Annotated in this window: 18 protein-coding genes; 13 read left to right on the top strand and 5 right to left on the bottom strand. The window is 34.0% G+C overall.

Annotated features, from left to right (window positions below):
* Nucleotides 1-26 precede the first annotated feature (26 nt).
* Both ACMGE9_RS05545 and ACMGE9_RS05540 read left to right on the top strand, forming a co-directional pair.
* Nucleotides 27-1223 carry a multidrug effflux MFS transporter gene (locus ACMGE9_RS05545; protein WP_414044244.1) on the top strand — a complete coding sequence of 399 codons (1197 nt, stop codon included), beginning with the start codon at nucleotides 27-29 and terminating at the stop codon, nucleotides 1221-1223.
* A gap of 94 nt (nucleotides 1224-1317) precedes the next feature.
* On the top strand, nucleotides 1318-2211 hold the full coding sequence (locus ACMGE9_RS05540) for a nuclease-related domain-containing protein (RefSeq protein WP_414044243.1): 894 nt from the start codon (nucleotides 1318-1320) through the stop codon (nucleotides 2209-2211).
* 242 nt (nucleotides 2212-2453) lie between these two features.
* Here ACMGE9_RS05540 and ACMGE9_RS05535 read toward each other — a convergent pair whose 3' ends face one another.
* Together ACMGE9_RS05535 and ACMGE9_RS05530 are read right to left on the bottom strand one after the other, a co-directional pair.
* Nucleotides 2454-3158, bottom strand: a complete 705-nt coding sequence (locus ACMGE9_RS05535; RefSeq protein WP_414044242.1) for a M50 family metallopeptidase — start codon at nucleotides 3156-3158, stop codon at nucleotides 2454-2456.
* A 70-nt stretch (nucleotides 3159-3228) separates the two neighbouring features.
* Nucleotides 3229-4572 carry a YhgE/Pip domain-containing protein gene (locus ACMGE9_RS05530; protein ID WP_414044241.1) on the bottom strand — a complete coding sequence of 448 codons (1344 nt, stop codon included), beginning with the start codon at nucleotides 4570-4572 and terminating at the stop codon, nucleotides 3229-3231.
* 209 nt (nucleotides 4573-4781) lie between these two features.
* Here ACMGE9_RS05530 and ACMGE9_RS05525 point away from each other — a divergent pair, with 209 nt between their 5' ends.
* Nucleotides 4782-5375 (top strand): TetR/AcrR family transcriptional regulator, encoded by a 594-nt coding sequence (locus ACMGE9_RS05525; RefSeq protein WP_414044240.1) that lies wholly within the window; start codon nucleotides 4782-4784, stop codon nucleotides 5373-5375.
* Nucleotides 5376-5384: 9 nt separating this feature from the next.
* Here the strand turns inward: ACMGE9_RS05525 and ACMGE9_RS05520 are convergent, their stop codons facing one another.
* A complete protein-coding gene (locus ACMGE9_RS05520; protein WP_414044239.1) occupies nucleotides 5385-6662 on the bottom strand; it encodes a DUF1958 domain-containing protein in 1278 nt (425 codons plus the stop codon).
* Nucleotides 6663-6967: 305 nt separating this feature from the next.
* On the opposite strand from ACMGE9_RS05520, the gene ACMGE9_RS05515 reads away from it, so the two are divergent.
* Nucleotides 6968-8173: a NupC/NupG family nucleoside CNT transporter gene (locus tag ACMGE9_RS05515; protein ID WP_414044238.1), complete on the top strand. Its 1206-nt coding sequence runs from the start codon at nucleotides 6968-6970 to the stop codon at nucleotides 8171-8173.
* Nucleotides 8174-8373: 200 nt separating this feature from the next.
* On the opposite strand, the gene ACMGE9_RS05510 is transcribed toward ACMGE9_RS05515, so the two are convergent.
* Nucleotides 8374-8910, bottom strand: a complete 537-nt coding sequence (locus tag ACMGE9_RS05510; protein ID WP_414044237.1) for a hypothetical protein — start codon at nucleotides 8908-8910, stop codon at nucleotides 8374-8376.
* A gap of 335 nt (nucleotides 8911-9245) precedes the next feature.
* On the opposite strand from ACMGE9_RS05510, the gene ACMGE9_RS05505 reads away from it, so the two are divergent.
* The 4 genes from ACMGE9_RS05505 to nagB all read left to right on the top strand — a co-directional run bounded on the left by ACMGE9_RS05505 (nucleotide 9246) and on the right by nagB (nucleotide 13557).
* The gene (locus ACMGE9_RS05505) at nucleotides 9246-10841 is read left to right on the top strand and encodes an L-lactate permease (RefSeq protein WP_414044236.1); all 1596 of its coding nucleotides are present in this window, start codon (nucleotides 9246-9248) and stop codon (nucleotides 10839-10841) included.
* A 60-nt stretch (nucleotides 10842-10901) separates the two neighbouring features.
* Nucleotides 10902-11840, top strand: coding sequence for an L-lactate dehydrogenase (locus tag ACMGE9_RS05500; RefSeq protein ID WP_414044235.1), 939 nt, complete (start codon nucleotides 10902-10904; stop codon nucleotides 11838-11840).
* Nucleotides 11841-11967: 127 nt separating this feature from the next.
* Entirely contained in the window at nucleotides 11968-12819 is an 852-nt protein-coding gene (locus ACMGE9_RS05495; protein ID WP_414044234.1) for a YitT family protein, read from the top strand.
* 12 nt (nucleotides 12820-12831) lie between these two features.
* A complete protein-coding gene (nagB, locus tag ACMGE9_RS05490) occupies nucleotides 12832-13557 on the top strand; it encodes a glucosamine-6-phosphate deaminase (RefSeq protein WP_414044233.1) in 726 nt (241 codons plus the stop codon).
* A 229-nt stretch (nucleotides 13558-13786) separates the two neighbouring features.
* Here the strand turns inward: nagB and ACMGE9_RS05485 are convergent, their stop codons facing one another.
* Nucleotides 13787-14824 (bottom strand): NAD(P)/FAD-dependent oxidoreductase, encoded by a 1038-nt coding sequence (locus ACMGE9_RS05485; protein ID WP_414044232.1) that lies wholly within the window; start codon nucleotides 14822-14824, stop codon nucleotides 13787-13789.
* A 142-nt stretch (nucleotides 14825-14966) separates the two neighbouring features.
* Between ACMGE9_RS05485 and ACMGE9_RS05480 the strand changes: the two genes are divergently transcribed.
* The 5 genes from ACMGE9_RS05480 (at nucleotide 14967) to ACMGE9_RS05460 (ending at nucleotide 20625) form a co-directional block, all read left to right on the top strand.
* Nucleotides 14967-15779, top strand: a complete 813-nt coding sequence (locus ACMGE9_RS05480) for an ABC transporter ATP-binding protein (protein WP_414044231.1) — start codon at nucleotides 14967-14969, stop codon at nucleotides 15777-15779.
* Nucleotides 15772-16788 (top strand): FecCD family ABC transporter permease, encoded by a 1017-nt coding sequence (locus ACMGE9_RS05475; protein WP_414044230.1) that lies wholly within the window; start codon nucleotides 15772-15774, stop codon nucleotides 16786-16788. Before ACMGE9_RS05480 ends, ACMGE9_RS05475 begins: the two co-directional genes overlap by 8 nt.
* Nucleotides 16788-17786 carry a FecCD family ABC transporter permease gene (locus ACMGE9_RS05470; RefSeq protein ID WP_414044229.1) on the top strand — a complete coding sequence of 333 codons (999 nt, stop codon included), beginning with the start codon at nucleotides 16788-16790 and terminating at the stop codon, nucleotides 17784-17786. The genes ACMGE9_RS05475 and ACMGE9_RS05470 overlap by 1 nt, the downstream gene beginning before the upstream one ends.
* A gap of 100 nt (nucleotides 17787-17886) precedes the next feature.
* Entirely contained in the window at nucleotides 17887-18942 is a 1056-nt protein-coding gene (locus tag ACMGE9_RS05465) for a GTPase domain-containing protein (protein WP_414044228.1), read from the top strand.
* Between the two features lie 15 nt (nucleotides 18943-18957).
* Nucleotides 18958-20625 (top strand): glycoside hydrolase family 13 protein, encoded by a 1668-nt coding sequence (locus ACMGE9_RS05460; RefSeq protein WP_414044447.1) that lies wholly within the window; start codon nucleotides 18958-18960, stop codon nucleotides 20623-20625.
* The last annotated feature ends 82 nt before the right edge of the window (nucleotides 20626-20707 follow it).

The raw sequence follows: 20707 nt of genomic DNA, 5'->3' as shown, positions 1-20707 counted from the left end.
TATTATTTATTGTGGAGGGGCTATTGGTGGGATATATAGAGCAGAATAAGAATAATAGATTTTCATTAGTCATTGTACTTGGTTTACTGGCAGCATTCGGACCATTATCGCTTGATATGTATTTACCTGCGTTACCGAGTGTAGCGGATGAACTGCATACAACAGCTTCTAACGCCCAGCTCAGTCTAACGGCATGTATGATTGGTCTCGCAGTAGGTCAAATATTTGTTGGACCATTGAGTGATATAACAGGTCGTAAGAAACCGTTAGCAATTGTGTTGCTCGTGTATGCTTTATCATCATTATTAGCTGCTGTCAGTACGAGCATTGAGATGTTGGTAGCTTTTCGTTTTATTCAAGGATTCTCGGGTGGTGCAGGTTCGGTATTATCACGCGCGATTTCAAGCGACTTATACAAAGGGAAAGATTTAACTAAGTTTATGGCAGTTTTAATGCTAGTAAATGGATTAGCACCAGTACTCGCTCCGGTCATAGGTGGCGTCATTTTAAGTATTTCAACGTGGCAAATGGTGTTTATTATATTAGCGATATATGGCGTGATGATGTTCGTGTTGTCCTTTACGTTGAAGGAGAGTTTACCAAAAGAAGATCGCCATGAAGGAGCTTTGAAGTCTGTAATACATGATTTTAGAATGTTGCTGACAAATAAACAATTTGTTACTGTACTTATATTACAATCATTAACCTATGGGGTACTATTTAGTTATATTTCAGGGTCGCCATTTATTACCCAGAAAATATATGATATGAACGCTCAGGAATTCAGTTATCTTTTTGCATTTAACGGTATAGGATTGATACTATTCAGTCAATTGACTGCGAAATTAGTTGATAATATGAGTGAAGTAGATATATTGAAATTAGGTCAATCGATTCAGTTCGTAGGTATGATTGCGACTTGTTTAGTATTAATCTTGCATTTACCAATGTGGTGTTTGTGGATAAGCTTCTTTTTACTGATCACGCCAGTAAGTATGATAGGAACAACAGGGTTTTCTATTGCCATGCAAGTACAGAAACAGGGTGCAGGTAGTGCATCATCAATATTAGGATTAATGCAATTTTTAGTGGGTGGATTGTTATCACCTTTGGTTGGTTTGATGGGAGAAACATCAGCAGTGCCGTTTATGTTAATTATATTAGTGTGTACTGTCTTAGCGCAGCTAATACGTATCAAATATTTAAAACACTTCACAATTTAGTGATGTGTTTTTTTTTAGGGAAAATTTAGATGATTGTAACATATGATTTACAATATTTTGATATAAAAAGAGTATCAAACTTCGGAGGACAGACATGATTCAACCACCACGCATGGTAGTGTTAGAAGATATATTGAAACGTCGATTGTTTCAGTACGAATATAGTGAAGATTATTACAGAAGTTATTATGGTTATTTAGGTGAACTGCAATTTTTAAAAGAATTTCCTGTAGAAGACAAGTATATTCAGCTGTTTAATATATGTTTGGAATTCGAAGGACAAGTGTTTGAAGTTGATCGTTTGATATTAACCGGAGAAAAGCTATTCGCGTTTGATGTAAAGAATTATTACGGTGCATACGTGCATGAAGGGATGACTTGGAGAAAAGCAGGCTTTAGTTTAAAGAACCCTGAAGGACAGTTTGAGGTAATGGATGAAACGCTAATGTATTTGATTGAATGGATGGGAACTCGTCATAAGGTTGAAAGTAAGATGGTGTTTATTAATAAAAGTTTCTCGATTAATCAAAATGTGAACGGCATGGTTAAGTATTACGATATCGGTCGTTTGATGAAAACAGTTGGAGCATGCGCATCAGCAGGACAACTGGAATATGACATGGCAAGATATTTCAAGAAAATTCATAGACCCATAAGGTTGCATGACAGAAGACCGAACTTTAACTTTGAAGAAGTGAAAGGCGGAGTGCAATGCACAAGTTGTGGGGTGGAGATAGAGCTTGATAGAAGTAAGGCGAAAACAATTACATGTAAAGGGTGTTTAAAAACAACGAGCAAAGTAGATTTAGTAAGAGAGAATTTAATAGAATTGGAAACGTTATTGAATAGACCAATAACGTTATGTGAATCAAACCATTGGATAGGTAGAGCGCATAGAAATCTAACAAAACGCGTTTTAGAGAAATATTTTAATAAAAGTGATGATAGATATTACTATTTTGAAAAGTATTATAAAGGTTTGAAATAGTTGTCACACGCCAAAAGAGGAGAGTGACGAAACCTGAGAAATTGTCACACGTCAAAAGAGGAGAGTGACGAAACCTGAGAAATTGTCACACGTCAAAAGAGGAGAGTGACGAAACCTGAGAAATTGTCACACGTCAAAAGAGAAGAGTGACGAAATTCGAGAAATTGTCACACGCCAAAAGAGGAGAGTGACAAAACCCGAGAAATTGTCACACCTCAAAAGAGGAGAGTGACAAATAATCATCATCCTAATATCAACACCTTCACCACATACCAACAGCTGCCAAGTTGCACAAACATAAACAATAAATAGTAAAAAAATACTGGCAACTTTGTTAATCGACTTAACATAGCACCGTCCCACGTGCCATTACCTTGGAAATAAATAACCGTAATCGTATAACTTGTGAGAATCGTGTCAGCTAATAAAATGCCTAACACTATATAAATCGCCAGATCCCCAATCGTCCACAATGAAACAACATCGGGATATTGATATAACAAGTAGTATCCACCGGCAATTAATAACAACACTAAGAATGGAAATGCTTTTCGAGAAGTTTTCACGAAATAATATAGAAACACGAGTCCTAATAAAATCCAAAATCCGATTTGCCATGTCTTCGATAAACAAAGAACACCGATAATCAAAAAGAGTGGCGGAAATAAGTAACCTGCAGCAAAAGTTGCGAAACGATTCCATCCAGAGACGGTTTGAGAAACAGCAAAACCATTATGACCCTTTGCACGTCGCTCATCTATTCTTGTTACAATAACGATATCACTCACTTTTCCACCTGTTAACTGGCACATCAATGCGTGTCCAAATTCATGTAATAACGTTGGTAAGTAACTCAACCACAACATCAATACATTCGGTCGATTATAGCGATACAATCCTAATAATAAATAAACGCTAGATATCACTAGCAATAAATATGAATTCAAAGACTCACCTCTAACAAAATAGTAGCACAAAAAAAGACGCAACTCCTCAATCTGGAGTCGCATCTTTCAATTATGCTTTTTTACCTTTATGTGGACGAATGATAGCAGCTAATATGATTGCAATCACACCGAAAATACCAAACCCTAAATACATTCGCATGGGAATATTAAATTCTAAGTTATGTCCTAAATATACAAGTTGTCTAATACCGTCACCATATATTTTGAATGGGTTCCAATCAAATAAATGATCTTGATAAAATTGAGGTAGCATTTGCTTTGGCAATGTTAATAACTGCATACTAAAGAATAATGCAATCATAAATAACGGTAATGCAGGCATACCTAACCAAGACATTAATCCTAAAATCAGCATAATAAATCCAAACATTGCGATACTGATATAAACACTTACACTCATTGTATCAGGCATGTTGAAGGCTAATACAGAAGTGATAAACCACACGCCACCGAATCCACTAACAAGTGCTGTAACTGAAGCGGCAAAGATTTGGAATAATGAAGCAATAAAACGCTCACGTTTTGGTACAATATTTGAACCTCTAAATGCGAAATATAATAATACAGATGAAAGTAATGATCCTAACCATATCGGTGTAAAGAATAACATTGGTGCATTACCCATCGCTTGATGATCTTTTATTTTATTTATGACAGTATGATTAACTTTTACAGGGTGCATTAAAGTTTCTATTGTATTAGCAGAAACTTTAACATCTGCTTTATCTAATTGAATCACAGCTTGTTTTGCGATGGTTTCATTCATTTTTGTTGTTATATTCGTTAAAATACCATCTGTAATGTTAGCGCCTTGAGTAGAGGCACCTTGGTTAATCTTTACTGTTAAGTCAGCTTGTTTTATTTTGATTGGTTTTAATAAATCTTTATTGGCTTCTAACATTTTTTCTTGCTTCGCTTGCATTTGTTTTGTAATTGTTTGTGCTTGAATAAGTGATATAGCACCACTAGAAACTTGTTGTTGAATTTCAGCTTGTGCAGCTTTCGCTTTTTGTGCCCCTTCAGCTTTTTTCACGCTTTGAATTTCTTTGCGCATGGCACTCGTTGCATCGCTTGTAAAGGTTTTTGGAATAATTAAAGCCCCGTAATAATCTAAATCTTTAAAGCCTGCGTCTAGATCATCTTCTGATTTCACATTAATGAATTTTATTTTTTTTCTTAAGTCTTTATTGGCTTGAATTTTTTCAATAAATGTTTTACCGATATTCTGTGTTTTACTTTGGATGCTAATACCTTCGTCTAAATTTACAATAGCAATTGGCATTTCTTTTGGTTTAGGATTATAAGCAGGAGAAAATGCGAGTGATAACAATCCGACAATCAATAGTGCAATAATAGGTACGAGATATAACAGTTTATTTTTTAAAATTTCCATGTTGTGTCCTCCTAATGAACGATGTGTTGATTAATTAATATATTGTTAATTATAATTAGTTTATAACTTGATACAATAATCAAAAAAGAACAATATGATATTTAATCAACAAATAGAGATAATTATGTTCGTTAAAGAACAAATAATCTAAAAATAATCATCGTATCTATTAGAAACATATAGAATAATAACGCTAAGGAGTGAAGGCTATGGAAGATAGAAGAATTAGAAAGACAAAAAAAAGTATTAGAAACGCTGTATTAGAATTAATGCTAGAAAGGCCATTCGAGAATATTACTGTGAATGATATTGCTGCACAAGCGGATATTAATAGAGGTACATTTTATCTACATTACATTGATAAATATGAATTACTTGAGGTTATAGAAAATGAAATGATTGAAAGGATTATTACATTACAACAGACGATGGATATCAATAAAATTATCCAAGAGAACAACCTTTTCCAAGAAATGTTCATTAAAAAAATAATGTATATTTTAAAAGAAGACAAACTTTTCTTTAAAGTAATGTTGCATCCGAGCCTGAATACAACATTTGAATATAAGTTTCGAAAAATTATACAGGAAAACTTTGAACGCTTGATTGATTTAGAATATATTCAAGGTGTTCCATTTAAATATTACTTCTCATTTATTTCAAGTGCACAAATTGGTGTTATCAAACAGTGGGTAAGGACAGACATGCAAGAATCACCAGAAGAGATTGCTAGCTTCGCTTATGAAATGGCTTATAATGGACCCATTCGATTATTACAACAAGAACTCAAAAAGAAGAACTAAGCGATTCGCTTAGTTCTTCTTAATTTTTGGCCAATAATAATAAATGAGAATGCCCAGTCCCAATAAAAATGAAGAAATTAAGGCTGTCATTATCGATAAATAATGATCGTTCCAGAACTTCTTCAGTTTATATTGTTGATAATCTTCGTACTTTACAGTTGCAGGTTTATATTGATTTGATGCGAATGTACGCTCATAGTCATAATGAACATTACCATCTTTTAAGATTAGTTTACCTGGTTGATCGATTTTTACAATATCATATAAATCCTTATGGATGTAATACTCTTTACCGTTAAACTTATGAACACCCTTCGTTAACACTTTCTTGTATTCATATTGATTAAATGCATCTTGCATTACCGCATTCGCCATTTTATTTCTATTAAACTCAGCATCTGGGTCTAACCAATGTTGTACGCCAAGAATAACAGCAATAATTCGCATATTTTTTTGTTTAGAAGTTACTGTAACATTGAAGCCAGCAGTATCGCTCGAACCTGTTTTTAAACCATCTGTTCCTTTAAAAGGATACTTTCCGCCTTCTAAAGAATGGTTATATGTATTGAAAGATTCTTCGTCTTTTGTCCCAGGTTTAACAGTTACAAATGCTTTTTTGGTAAATTTCAATATTTCAGGATGCTCATTTACTAAATGTTGACTCAATATTGCAAAATCACGAGCAGACGTCAAATTGTCTCCATCCGATTGATAACGTTTCGGCTTATATTGTAGTAGCATGTTATTCGGTGCACCTACTGGATTTAAGAAGCGTGTGTTTTTCATTCCAAGTTCTTTTGCTTTTTTATTCATTCGATCGACGAAATCTGAGTCATCTTTATCGACTAAGTTTACTAACATATAAGTAGCAGAGTTACTAGATGGTGTGACTGCTAGTTGAATTAAATCTGAAACTTTATATGTAGAACCTCTTCTGATGATATTGTTACTCAGCATAGGTAAACGTGCGATTGTCCAATATTTCTCGTTCACTTTAACCTTGGTATCAAAAGTTATTTTTCCTTTATCCATTTCTTCCATTAATAAATAAAGCGTCATTAATTTAGACATAGAAGCAGGAGGAGATTTTACATCTACATTATCTCCATATAAAATTTGGCCATTTTTTTCTGAAACAACTATAGTCCCTTTAGGATTATATTTAGGAGCAATATTCATGCCTTGCTGTGTAGCGATTTCTGAAGGAGTAGCTGCAGCAACTGTTCCTGAGAAAAAGATAAGTATAATAAAGCTTACTAATAAAATTTTCGAGCTAAAAATTTTCATTATATAAAACTCCTATGATTCGTTTTTACAATGCTTTCATTTTAACACAATACCCTAATAGTAAAAGGATATTAACAATCTTTTAATGAAATTTTTAATGGAAGTTGTTTTAATAATAAATTTAAAAAAATAAATACAGATAATGAGAAAATAAAAACGTTTACAAAATGATGAATATTCGATTTTTGAACGTTGTTTATTAAAGTCGTTGAAAAAATGTTCGTGAATAAATGAAAAAAAGTGTATTGCTAACGAATTAATCATGATATAATCTAATACATAAAAAATTTAAAAAGGTGGAAATCATGAATACTTATTTATTACTTAATGTTTTGGGTATCTTTGTCTTTATTTTAGTTGCATTTGCCTTCTCGCGTGATAGAAAAAATATCGACTGGAAATCAGTTGCTATTATGTTAGTTGTCAACTTATTCTTAGCTTGGTTCTTTACACAGTTCCCGTACGGACGTACTGCTGTTAAAGCTGTAGCAGACGCATTTAGTTGGATGTTACAAGCTGCTTATGTAGGTATTGGAATGCCATTCGCAAGTTGGACAGCACCAGGTCCAGGTAAAATGGATATGGCTGTTTCAGCATTATTACCAATTTTATTCGTAGTACCATTATTCGATATTTTGATGTACATCGGTGTATTACCTTTCATTATTAAATGGTTTGGATGGTTAATCGGTAAAATTACGGGTCAACCGAAATTTGAGTCATTCTACTCTGTAGAAATGATGGTATTAGGTAACACAGAAGCATTGGCTGTATCAAAAGCGCAGGTAAGTCAAATGAGCGCAGCACGTGTATTAACAATTGCTTTAATGTCTATGAGTTGTATTTCAGGTTCAATCGTTGGAGCATATGTAACAATGGTTCCGGGTGAATTAGTACTTACAGCTATTCCGTTAAATATTATTAACGCAATCATTATTGCAACAATCTTAAATCCAGTTAAATTAACTAAAGAAGAAGACTATGTTGTAGAAATCAAAAATGAAAATCGTCAACCGTTCTTCTCATTCTTAGGAGATTCAGTTTTAGGTGCAGGTAAATTAATCTTAATCATCATTGCATTCTTAATTGCATTCGTATCATTAGCACACTTTGTAGACATGTTATTAGGTTTAATAAATAAAGACTTAAAATTAGATTTAATTTTAGGTTGGATTATGGCACCTTTTGCTATGCTTTTAGGTTTACCTTGGAACCAAGCAATCGAAGTGGGTGCACATATGGCTAAAAAGATTATTACAAACGAATTCGTTGTTATGATTGATATTCAAAAAGGATTGCCAAAAATGGATCCACACATGAAAGCTGTATTAGTCACATTCTTAATCTCATTTGCGAACTTCTCAACAGTGGGTATGATTATCGGATGTCTTAAAGGTATCGTCGATATGAAGACTTCTGACTTTATCGCGAAATATGTACCAATGATGTTACTTGCAGGTATTTTAGTTTCATTATTATCTGCTGGTTTCGTTGGATTATTCAGCTGGTAAGAATTAATATTATCTTCATATAGAATTAATATTGACTTGTTATAATGAGAATGTAATAAAGCGAAATAAGGGAGACGGTTCTTTTGAAAAGACTGTTAAGAGATCTTAGAAGACGCTTGAAACGTGCATTCAAATCGAATAAAAAGTCACTTGCAAATTAATAGCAGGATTGGAATTTTTCCAATCCTGCTTTTTTGGTATTATTTTGTCGTCATAAATCCAGTTAATTTATAGCTGCCGTTTGATTTCACGAAATCAAATTTATTTTTTATACTGTAATGTACATTATAACTATAAGATAAGCCGTTTTTAATTCGTTTTATATTATCTGGTGAGCCATAAACTTTTTTAATTTTACTTGATGAAATTGCATAATCATCAAATGTGAAGTAAATACCTTTTAGCTTTGAATTATTCGATAGTTTATTATTTTTTAAGCCAAAAATAAATGTTGCGTTACGAGATTGGAACACACCGTTACGTACTTTTTTATAGTAGATGCCGTTGTTTTTCATAACACGTTTAAAAATATTGTACTCAGTATTAATGTTAACACCATCATACGTAAAGTTATTCTTTTGAATCGCTTTTTTAAAGTTTTGATTAAGTACAGTACTATCATCCATATCGCCTTTATGCCAGTAATAATATCCAGATGCATCTGCGCTTGCTGCTAATAACGTTGTTGATAGGGCCGTAGCTAAAAATGTGGTACCTAATTTTTTTGTGTTTATCATTAACGCATCCTCCGATAAAGTATATTTGAAAATTATATATAAATTTTTTTATTAAATCGTTATAAGTTTACCCTAATTTTCGAAAGGGTAAGCAAAAAATGAAAGTATTGTATCAATGTTCGTCATTTCAAAGGACTTCTTTAAACTTTTAAAGGAAAATATGATAAATAAAATATTTGTGAAATTAATCACAAAAAATGCTTGCATCAGCTGACATTACGTTGTATTATTGTATCTGTACCAAGTAGTTGTATTGATTAACTAATACAGTTTTCTTTATTTTCATTAATAAATATGCCTACTTAAATTAGAAAATTAAGAGAGAAGGAAAGTTAATGTTCGTAAATTCATTTGACCCATTCAGTAATTTAGCGTTATCTGCAATCGTAGCAGCTGTTCCAATTATATTGTTTCTACTTTGTTTGACAGTTTTAAAAATGAAAGGAATTAACGCAGCACTAATTACATTAGTGATAACTGCACTAATTGCAATCCTAGTATTTAAATTACCTGGCGCTGTAGCAGCAGGTGGTGTAACTGAAGGAGTTGTACAAGGTTTATTCCCGATTGGTTATATCATCATTATGGCAGTATGGCTTTATAAAGTATCGATTGAAAGTGGAAAGTTCCAAATCATCCAAGATTCAATTGCGGGCATATCTGCCGATCAACGTGTCCAATTATTACTAATCGGTTATTGTTTTAACGCATTTCTGGAAGGTGCAGCAGGATTTGGTGTACCAATCGCAATTTGTGCTGTTTTACTTGTTCAATTAGGATTTGAACCTTTGAAAGCTGCAATGTTCTGTTTAATCGCAAATGGGGCTTCTGGTGCTTTCGGAGCAATTGGTATTCCGGTTGGAATTATCAATACGTTAGGTTTAAAAGGTGACGTTACAGCAATGGACGTATCACAAATGACAGCATACACTTTACCAATTATTAATATCGCCATCCCATTCTTATTAGTATTTATATTAGATGGTATGAAAGGTATTAAAGAAACATTACCAGCTATTTTAATTTCAGGGGTTGTTTATACAGTAGCTCAAGCTGTAATTACATTATTCATGGGTCCTGAATTAGCTGCACTATTACCAGCATTATTAGCAATGGCAGCATTAGCAATCTTCTGTAGTAAATGGCAACCTAAAAACATCTTCAGATTGTCAAATGAAGAAGTTAAACTTTCAAGACATTCAGTTAAAGAAATCGTATTAGCATGGAGCCCATTCTATTTATTAACTGGTTTTGTATTAATTTGGAGCTTACCAGCATTTAAAGCATTATTCCTACCTGGAGGACTATTAGAGAAAACAATTTTATTATTCCAAATGCCGGGTACATTCAATGAAACATTACAAAAAGGTGTTATGCTTAAATTAGATTTAATAGGTGCGACAGGAACAGCAATCTTATTGTCTGTTTTACTAACGATAATTCTTTCTCCAAAGATTAATCTGGGTAAAGGGTTTAGCTTATTAGGATTAACAATTAAAGAATTATGGATTCCGGTTATTACTATTTGTGCAATCTTAGCAATTGCTAAATTGACAACATATGGTGGATTAACAGTAGCTATGGGTCAAGCCATCGCAAAAACAGGATCTATTTTCCCATTACTTTCACCTATCTTAGGTTGGATAGGGGTATTTATGACAGGATCAGTAGTTAATAACAATGTATTATTCGCATCAATTCAAGCGACTGCAGGAGGTACAATCGGTACAAACCCAGCATTATTAGTCGCAGCGAATACAGCCGGTGGGGTTATGGCAAAACTTATCTCTCCACAATCTATCGCAATTGCAGCAGCAGCTGTTGGGGCTGTGGGCCAAGAATCTAAATTATTAAGCATGACGTTAAAATATAGTGTTGGGTTATTAATCTTTGTTTGTATTTGGACTTTCGTTTTAAGCTTAGTACTTTAATTTCAGCAATAATTAACAAAGCATATATCATTACAATTTAAAAATAAAGGAGTAATTACAATGCAAAAATTTAGAGGTAATAAAGTTGTTTTAGTAGGTAACGGAGCTGTAGGTTCAAGCTATGCTTTTTCAATGTTAAATCAAGGTGTTTGTGATGAGTTCATTATTATCGATTTAAATGAAGCAAAAGCAGTTGGTGATGCAATGGATTTAAACCATGGTGTAGTATATGCGCCAAGTCCTATGAACATTAAATATGGTACTTACGCTGATTGTTCTGATGCAGATTTAATCGTTATCTGTGCTGGAGCTGCTCAAAAACCAGGTGAAACACGCTTAGACTTAGTAGGTAAAAACATGACTATCTTCAAATCAATCGTTGAAGAAATTATGGCTTCAGGGTTTGATGGTATTTTCTTAGTAGCTACAAACCCAGTTGACGTATTAACTTATGCAGTTCAAAAGTTCTCAGGTTTACCTGAAAACCGTGTTATTGGTTCAGGTACTATCTTAGATACAGCACGTTTCAGATTCTTATTAAGTCAAGAAATTGGTGTTGCAGCTGATAGTGTTCATGCCTATATCGTTGGTGAACATGGTGACTCTGAACTTCCAGTCTGGAGTAGTGCGAATGTTGCGGGTATCAAATTAACTGATATTCTTAAAAATGATGAAGAAAAAATGAATGATATCTTTGTAAATACACGTGATGCTGCTTATGAAATTATTAAAGCAAAAGGTGCAACATATTATGGTGTTGCTATGGGATTAACACGTATTTCTAAAGCAATTTTAGGTAATGAACATTCAGTATTAACTGTTTCAGCTAAATTAAATGGTGAATATGGTAACGATGATGTATACATTGGGGTACCAGCGTTAATTAACCGTAACGGAATTAGTAAAGTGTTCGAAACTCCATTATCAGATGCGGAGCAAGTGAAGTTCGATAAATCTGTGCAAACTTTAAAAGAAATTCAAGAACCATTCTTTAAATAATAACGTTTAAGTCTATACAATTAAGGGCATCTTGCTTAATAAGATGCTCTTTTTTTGTATGTTTCTTGAAAGAGGTTGTAAAGTTCGATACACTTACAACCGACTTTAATATTTAAAGGAGGATACAATGAACGTTCTTAAAAATTTAAAATTAACATGGAAATCAGTCTTTTTTGTATTGTTAGGATCGCTCATCTTCTCACTAGCAGTTAATGTATTTATTATACCTGCTAACTTAGGTGAAGGTGGCGTAACGGGTATGTCATTAATCTTCTTATATAGCTTTGGTTGGTCACCAGCAATAACAACGTTATTGATGAACCTTGTGCTATTAATCATTGGATATAAATTTTTATCAAAACGTTCAATGGCATTAACGATTATTTCTATTATTGCATTATCATTTTTCTTAAAAATTACTGAACCATTGCAGCTCCACTTGAAAGAAGTATTAGTAAGTACAATCTTTGGCGGTTTCCTTGTCGGTGTAGGGATTGGAATGATTGTTCTTGTGGGAGGAACAACAGCTGGGACTACCATTCTTGCACGTATTGCACACAAATATTTAGATGTCAGCACATCGTATGCATTATTATTCTTTGATTTAATTGTTGTAGCCATTTCACTTACAGTTATTCCAATTGAAAAAGCGTTACTGACTGTATTGAGTTTATATATTGGTACAAAATCAATGGATTTAATCATTGAAGGTGTTAATCCGAAAAAAGCAATCACTATTATTTCACAAAAGCCTGATCCAATTGCTAGAATGTTAGATGAGGACATTGGTCGTGGGATTACGATTTTAAATGGCCGAGGGTATTATAGTAAGAGAGAAACAGAAGTATTATATTGTGTTATTAATAAGTTGCAGTTGACGAAAACAAAACGTATGATCAAACTAATTGATGAGAACGCATTTGTAGTAGTCCATGATGTTCGTGATGTATTAGGGAATGGATTTATTAACGAAGATTAAGGAGAAGTGATGATGGATTTTATTAATTTAGGTAATGCGAAACTTGCTGCGCAATATGCTGCGATTGAATTGTTTAGAACAATCCAATCTACCCCACAAAGTAAACTCGGACTCGCAACAGGTGGAACGATGGAGCCTGTGTATGATGAGTTGGTTAAGTTGATACAAACCAATCCAATTGATTTATCTGACATTCAAACTTTTAATTTAGATGAGTATTATGAACTGGATAGAGAAAGCACGCAAAGTTACTTATATTATATGAAACATCACTTATTTGATCACATTGATATTCAACCAGAACAATATTATTTCCCGGATAATGATGCTGAAAATTTAGATGCGGATAATAAAGCATACGATACTTTGATTATGCAAAATCATCCTATCAATCTTCAGTTGTTAGGGATTGGAACGAATGGTCATATTGGATTTAATGAACCAGGTACACCATTTGATTCGAATACGCGTATGGTTGATTTGACGCAAGAGACAATCGAAGCCAATGCTAGATTTTTTGATTCTATTGAAGAAGTGCCGACTAAGGCTGTAACAATGGGGATTAACACGATAATGAACTCAAATCGTATTCTCATGTTAGCGACAGGTGAGAAAAAACAACCGATTATAAAGCAATTATACGAAATGCAATACCCGGATGAAACAGTACCGGCAAGCGTGCTATTAAATCATCCGAATGTATTAGTAGTAACAGATAATGCAGCATCACCTTATTAATGTAATAAGAGGGCGAGACATAAGTCTTCGCTTTCTTCTATTTAACAGACTAAACGGCGGAACAGAAGTTGCCACTACGACAAAAACCGAACAAAAGCTATAAATCAAAGAGCGATTTATATGCTTTGTCCGGTTTTTGCTTGTGGCAGATCACTTCTATCCCAGCCTCTATTTTTCAACCTTTTATTTATCCACGTCTCTAAAGCAGCCGCTTTCTCGACGTTTTATTTTAATCCTCAAATAGTTTCTTCTTAATCTTCTCGTTTTCTTCTTCAAAGATTGGATTATGGCTTGATACGATACCGTATGATGGTGCTTTTGGATCTAAGTACATTTTGATTTGATTAATAGATGTTGCAGCATCGTGGAAGCATCCGATGATTAAATTTACTTTAGCATCATGTTTCAATATATCACCAATCGCATAAATTCCTGGTGTATTGGTTGAAGTATTCGCGTTGCCTTTAATATAAAAATCATCTACACGTTCAAATTGCACTGTACTTTCATTTAATAAATCACAGTCCATATGGAAGCCATGATTAATAATAACATCATCGACATCTAAAGTGCTGATTGTATCTTCTGTATTATGAATAATTTCTACTTGTTTAATTTCGTCTTCTTCCGCAATTAAAGCATGTATCGTTTGATTTGTTATCTTTGTAACACCTAAATCATCTAGTTGACGTACTGTCTCCTCATGACCTTTAAAATCCTCTTTACGACATATGATATGCACACTTTGAGCAATGGGTGCAATATCATGTGCCCAATCGACAGCAGCATTACCGCCACCTGAAATCAATACACGCTTATCTTTAAAGCGTTTTAACGTTGGCACAACATAATGTAAGTTGTTTACTTCGTAGCGGTCTGCGCCTTCAATGTCGAGTTTGATCGGTTTGATAATACCAGATCCTACAGCAACAATCACAGTTTTTGAATGATATTCACCCTGATTCGTTTCCACGATAAAGTGAGTATCGCTTTCTTTTTTGATATCTGTTACAACAGTGTTGAGTAAAACATCAGGATTGAAGGTTGTCCCTTGTTGAATTAAATTCTTCATAATTTCTGCTGCCGGTTGAGGAGGAATACCGCCTGCGTCCCAGACGATTTTTTCTGGAAATAAATTTAGTTTGCCACCTAATGTATTATTTTGATCGATGATTCGAACTTTTAATCCACGAAGGCCAGCATAAAATGCAGCATAAAGACCAGCGGGTCCGCCACCAATGATTGTAATATCTAATAAGTTATTCATATGTATATCTCCCTAATTATCTTGCTTTGATTGTTATTATACTATAAAATATAACAGTATTGATAATGATTATCAATTAAATGGGAATTTTTTGGTTTATAACATAGTTATTAAATGACGATGAAATGAGAGAAGGATATAAATGAATCGATTAGAAGGTAAACAGATTACGATTAACTATGGTGAACGCGATATCGTTAAGAATCTAGATGTATCTATTCCAAATGGAAAAGTTACTTCGATTATTGGTCCCAATGGTTGTGGTAAATCGACACTACTAAAAGCAATGTCCCGTATTTTAAATGTGACGAATGGCGAAGTAGTATTAGATGGCAAGAATATTCACCAACAGCCGACAAAAGAAGTAGCAAAAAAAATTGCGATTTTACCTCAATCACCGGATGTTGCTGATGGGCTCAGTGTTTATGAATTAGTGAGTTATGGAAGGTTTCCTTATCAAAAAGGATTTGGTAGACTTTCGAAACAGGATCATCAAGAAATTGATTGGGCGATGAAAGTAACAGGTACGTACGATTTTAAAGATAAAAATGTGAATGATTTAAGTGGCGGTCAGCGTCAGCGTGTTTGGATTGCAATGGCTTTAGCCCAAAAAACAGATATTATCTTTTTAGATGAGCCGACGACATATTTAGACATTTCTCATCAACTTGAAATATTAGAACTAGTAAGAGATTTGAACGAACAAGAAAGCTGTACAATAATCATGGTGCTTCATGATATCAATCAAGCGATTCGCTTTTCAGATCACATCATTGCAATGAAAGACGGTCAGATTATTAAGCAAGGTGACACGATGAATGTATTAACGAAAGATGTTTTAGAAGAAGTATTCAATATTGATGCTGAATTAAGTGTAGATCCTAGAAATGGTAAACCGATGTTAGTAACATATGATTTATTATGTAAACACTATAGTAGGGATACAGATGGATAATCAAAAGCATGTTTTAGATAAACGTCATTTATTTTCTGGGAAATTATTTGTCTTAATTACAGGTTTAATTATTTTATTAGCATTGGTATTATTATTATCTTTTATGTTAGGTGTCAAAAACTATAGTTTAAGTACAATTTTTGATGCAATGTTTCATTATCGTGATATTTCTGAACATAATATTATTCGTGATATTCGTATGCCGCGTGAAGTAGCAGCAATGCTTGTCGGTATGAGTCTTGCTTGTGGTGGAGCAGTAATGCAGGGTGTTACGAAGAATCCTTTAGCTGATCCAGCGTTAATTGGCTTAAATTCAGGTGCAGCATTAGGGATTAGCATCTTGTTTGCGATATCAAGTGGAGCGAACTTCTTTGCAGTGATTTTAGCAGGATTTTTAGGTGCAATTGTCGGTGGTACGATTGTATTAATGCTCGGCTTAAGTAAAAAAGGTGGATTTAATACGATGCGCATTATCCTTGCAGGTGCAGCAGTAAGTAGTTTGTTGATTGCATTTGCAGAAGGGATTTCTTTGTATTTCAAAACAAACCAAAGTGCAATGCTTTGGTCAAGTGGCGGAGTAGTGGGTACGACATGGTTACAATTGAAATATGCGACGCCAATTATTCTGATTGTCATCATTCTAATATTACTCATTGGTCATCAATTAACAGTCTTATCTGTAGGAGATGAAATGGCACAAGGCTTAGGCGTGAATTTAACAATGATTCGCATTGTGTTCTCCTTACTGACGATGATATTAGCGGGTGTTGCTGTTGCGATGGCAGGATCACTTGCATTCGTTGGCTTAATGATCCCGCATATTGCACGTATATTAGTCGGAGTGGATTACCGTAAGTTATTACCTGTAGCAACGCTTTTAGGTGGTATATTCTTAGTATTTGCTGACATATTAGCGCGTATGTTGGGAGAATCTCCGGTTGGTGCAATCATTTCGATTATGGGTGTACCTTTCTTTATTTATTTAGTTAGAAAGTTGGGGATTTCATAATGCTTACGAAAACTAAAAATTTGATGACGATGCTAATTTTATGTTTTATATTACTATCAATTATTACAATCAGTATGACTGTTGGTGACTTTAAGATGGTACCGATGCAGTTTTTGAAAACACTCTTCGGTATGGGTAATGAGATGGATACGATGGTGCTCTACGAATTCCGCATGCCGAGATTACTTGTCACAATATTATGTGGTGCTGCGCTAAGTTTAAGTGGGGCGTTATTACAAAGTATTACTAAGAATCCATTAGCAGATCCTGGTATTATTGGGATAAATGCCGGTAGTGGATTCTTTATTGCACTGCTCATGATATTTATGCCAGTAGATAGTAGTAATTTTGTTTATGTCTTACCGCTCTTTAGCATGATTGGTGGCTTGATTACAGCTGGTTTAGTATTCATATTAAGTAGTTCCCGTCGTGGTTTAAATCCGATGCAAATGGTGTTGATTGGTGTGGGGTTATCAACCGCTTTAAGTGGTGCCATGATTATGATGACTTCGACCTTTAATAAAGAAGATGTTGAGTTTATTTCGAAGTGGCTTGGCGGAAATATCTGGGGTGATACCTGGCCGTTTGTTTGGATGATTGTAATGGTACTCTGTGTGACATTGCCAATATTATTGATGAAGTTAAATATACTTAATATTTTAAATACACATGAACATATCTCAACGGGACTTGGTATTAACATCAACCGTGAACGATTTATCATCCTAGTGATCGCGGTAATGTTATGTGCGAGTGCCGTCTCTATTTGTGGGAGTATCGCATTTGTTGGATTAATTGCACCACATATTGCAAGACAACTTGTGGGTCCAAGACATCAAGCGTTTATTCCAATTACTACATTATTAGGTGCTATACTTTTAAGTTTTGCAGATACATTAGGTCGACTGTTAATCGAATCTGTAGGAATGCCAGCGGGGATTATCGTTAGTATAATCGGAGCGCCATACTTCTTATACCTTATGCGCAAAGGTCTCTAGTGAGAAAAGTCACATTTTCATATTTGAAATGTGGCTTTTTATGCTTGTAAGGAGGATAATTGGGAATAAGAAGAGAAAAGATATCGAAAGGGTGACAATGATGGAAAAGCATCCATTAGTAAAATCTTATGAAATATTTATTCAAAATAGATCACTCAATAAAATAGGTGTGATTGGTCAACCGGATGCAGGTAAAAGTGCATTGATTAATGCACTTTGTAAAGCGAAAGCACATACTTCGGTCCATACAGATGCGACGCTAGATACAACTGCATATCCTTATAATGATTATGGTTATTTAGTAGATTTTCCTGGTGTAGGGACTGAAGAAGTGTCTGTCCAAAAATATAAAAAGATTATTCAAAATGAAACGATTGAGCATTATTTTTATATTTTTTCGAGTAAGATTAAAGAAGTCGATGTCGATATGATAAAATTTTTAAGTAAACAAAATAAATTAATTACGTTTATTTATAATAAAGTAGATGCTTTGATTGATGTGAGTGGAGATGATGAAAAAGAAGCATTAATGCGCGATAAGAATACAGAGTTAAAAGTCACATTAAAACCATACATCAAAACACCTTTGAAATATCATTTCACTAGTGCATTGGATGGTACTGGTGTTAATGAACTTAAGTCACACATAGATAGCATCTTTAAGGAAGCTCAAGCAGCATACGCACAAAAATATCACGATGTTGCGTACTTAGACAGTTACTTGAACTATAAAGCGAATTCAGCATTTCCTAAATTGTTTACACCTAGTTTTAAAAATATTGTCTTAAAACAAAACTTTAAAGTAATAGAACGCACAGTAATGACACACTTTAAAATACAAGAAGATGATATTATGGAACGTAGGAAAGATTGGATTGATATCGACAAATTTATTCGTGAATTTGAAGAATTAAAAGAAAAAGATAATGGACTATCACAATTTATGGAGTTTACAAAGATTGTGCAATTAGTTAGAACATCATTTAAAATGAAAAGTATCAACCCAGTAACAATGGCTGTATCGTCAATTGTTGAAATGGGTTTGAATAATACATTTCCGATATTCCAAGCGATTGCAAAATATGTCGATGAAATTAAACAAATTGCACGTGAAGTGATAGAAGATGACCAAAAACAAAATACACAATTACATTAGGAGGTCCCTATGACAATCGAAAGAAAATGGTGGAAAGAAGCAGTATGCTACCAAGTTTATCCAAGAAGCTTTAAAGATTCAAATGGAGATGGCATCGGTGATATCAATGGTATCACTGAGAAGTTAGATTACTTAAAGGATTTAGGTATCGACGTTATTTGGGTGAGTCCAATTTACGAGTCACCAAATGATGATAACGGATACGATATCAGTGATTATCAAGAAATTATGCGTGACTTTGGTACGATGGAAGATTTTGATCGTTTGTTATTAGAAGTACATGAACGTGGTATGAAACTAATTTTAGATTTAGTAATCAATCATACGAGTGACGAGCATCAATGGTTCGTTGAGGCGAAAAAAAGTAAGGATAATGAATACCGCGATTGGTATATTTGGCAAGATGGTAAAGAAGATAAGGAACCAAATAACTGGGCAAGTATTTTTGAAGGCTCAGCGTGGGAATATGATGCTACAACTGATCAATACTATATGCACGTCTTTAGTCGTAAGCAACCCGATTTAAACTGGGAGAATGAAAATATGCGCCATGCAATTTATAATATGGTGAACTGGTGGTTAGATAAGGGTATTGATGGCTTCCGCGTCGATGCGATTAGTCATATCAAGAAAAGCTTCGAAAAAGGAAACTTGCCAGATGCTGATAAATTGGGCTATGCAGAATCGTTTGAAGGCCATATGAATCAACCAGGAATACAAAAGCACTTAAAAGAATTAAAAGAAAATACTTTTGATAAATATGACATTATGACAGTCGGTGAAGCGAATGGTGTTACGACTGAAGATGCAGATGAATGGGTAGGCAAAGATAATGGTAAATTCAATATGGTCTTTCAGTTTGAGCATTTAAATCTATGGGATCATAACGTTGGTAAGAGTTTCGACATACTTGGTTACAAGGAAGTTTTAAATGCATGGCAAAAAGGATTGGAATCAACGGGTTGGAATGCGTTATTTATAGAAAACCATGATCGTCAACGAGTATCTTCAACTTGGGGAGATGATGTAGATTACTGGTTTGAAAGCTCTACAAGTCATGGTATTGTGTATTTCTTATTACAAGGAACGCCTTTTATATACCAAGGACAAGAAATTGGGATGACTAACTATCCGTTTGAATCAATCAATGACTTTGATGATGTACATGCTAAAAATATTTATAATCAAGAGCTAAAGAAAGGCATGAAAAAAGAAGAAATACTAGAAATGCTTGGACGTATTTCACGTGATAACACGCGTACACCAATGCAATGGGATGATACGAAAAATGCTGGATTTACGACAGGTACACCTTGGTTAAAAGTAAATCCAAATTTTGAGGAAATTAACGTCTTCGTTCAAGAGAAACAGGAAGACTCAATGTTGAATTTCTACAAAAAGATGATTCGACTAAAAAAAGAAAATCTTACTTTAACGTATGGGACATTTGATTTAATTTATCCAAATGATGAGAAAGTGTTTGCTTACACACGTACATTGGAAGATGAGCAATTTATTATTTTAGGGAACTTAAGTCATGATAAAGTGATATTAAAGCCTGAGAATACATTGGATTTATCAGTTGAAAAGCAAGTGTTGAATAACTACCCAGTTGATAAACAGTCAGCTGATCCATTTACCTTAATGCCGTTTGAGGCAAGAGTTTATAAAGTGCATGCATAAGTAAGTTCTAAAAGACGAAATTCCGAAAGGGAATTTCGTCTTTTTTGTCCTTAACAACAAATTCACATTGAAGAAATATGAA

Source organism: Macrococcus animalis, assembly GCF_047425875.1.
Taxonomy (GTDB): Bacteria; Bacillota; Bacilli; order Staphylococcales; family Staphylococcaceae; genus Macrococcoides; species Macrococcoides animalis.
This window is presented reverse-complemented; position numbering and strand designations above follow the sequence as displayed.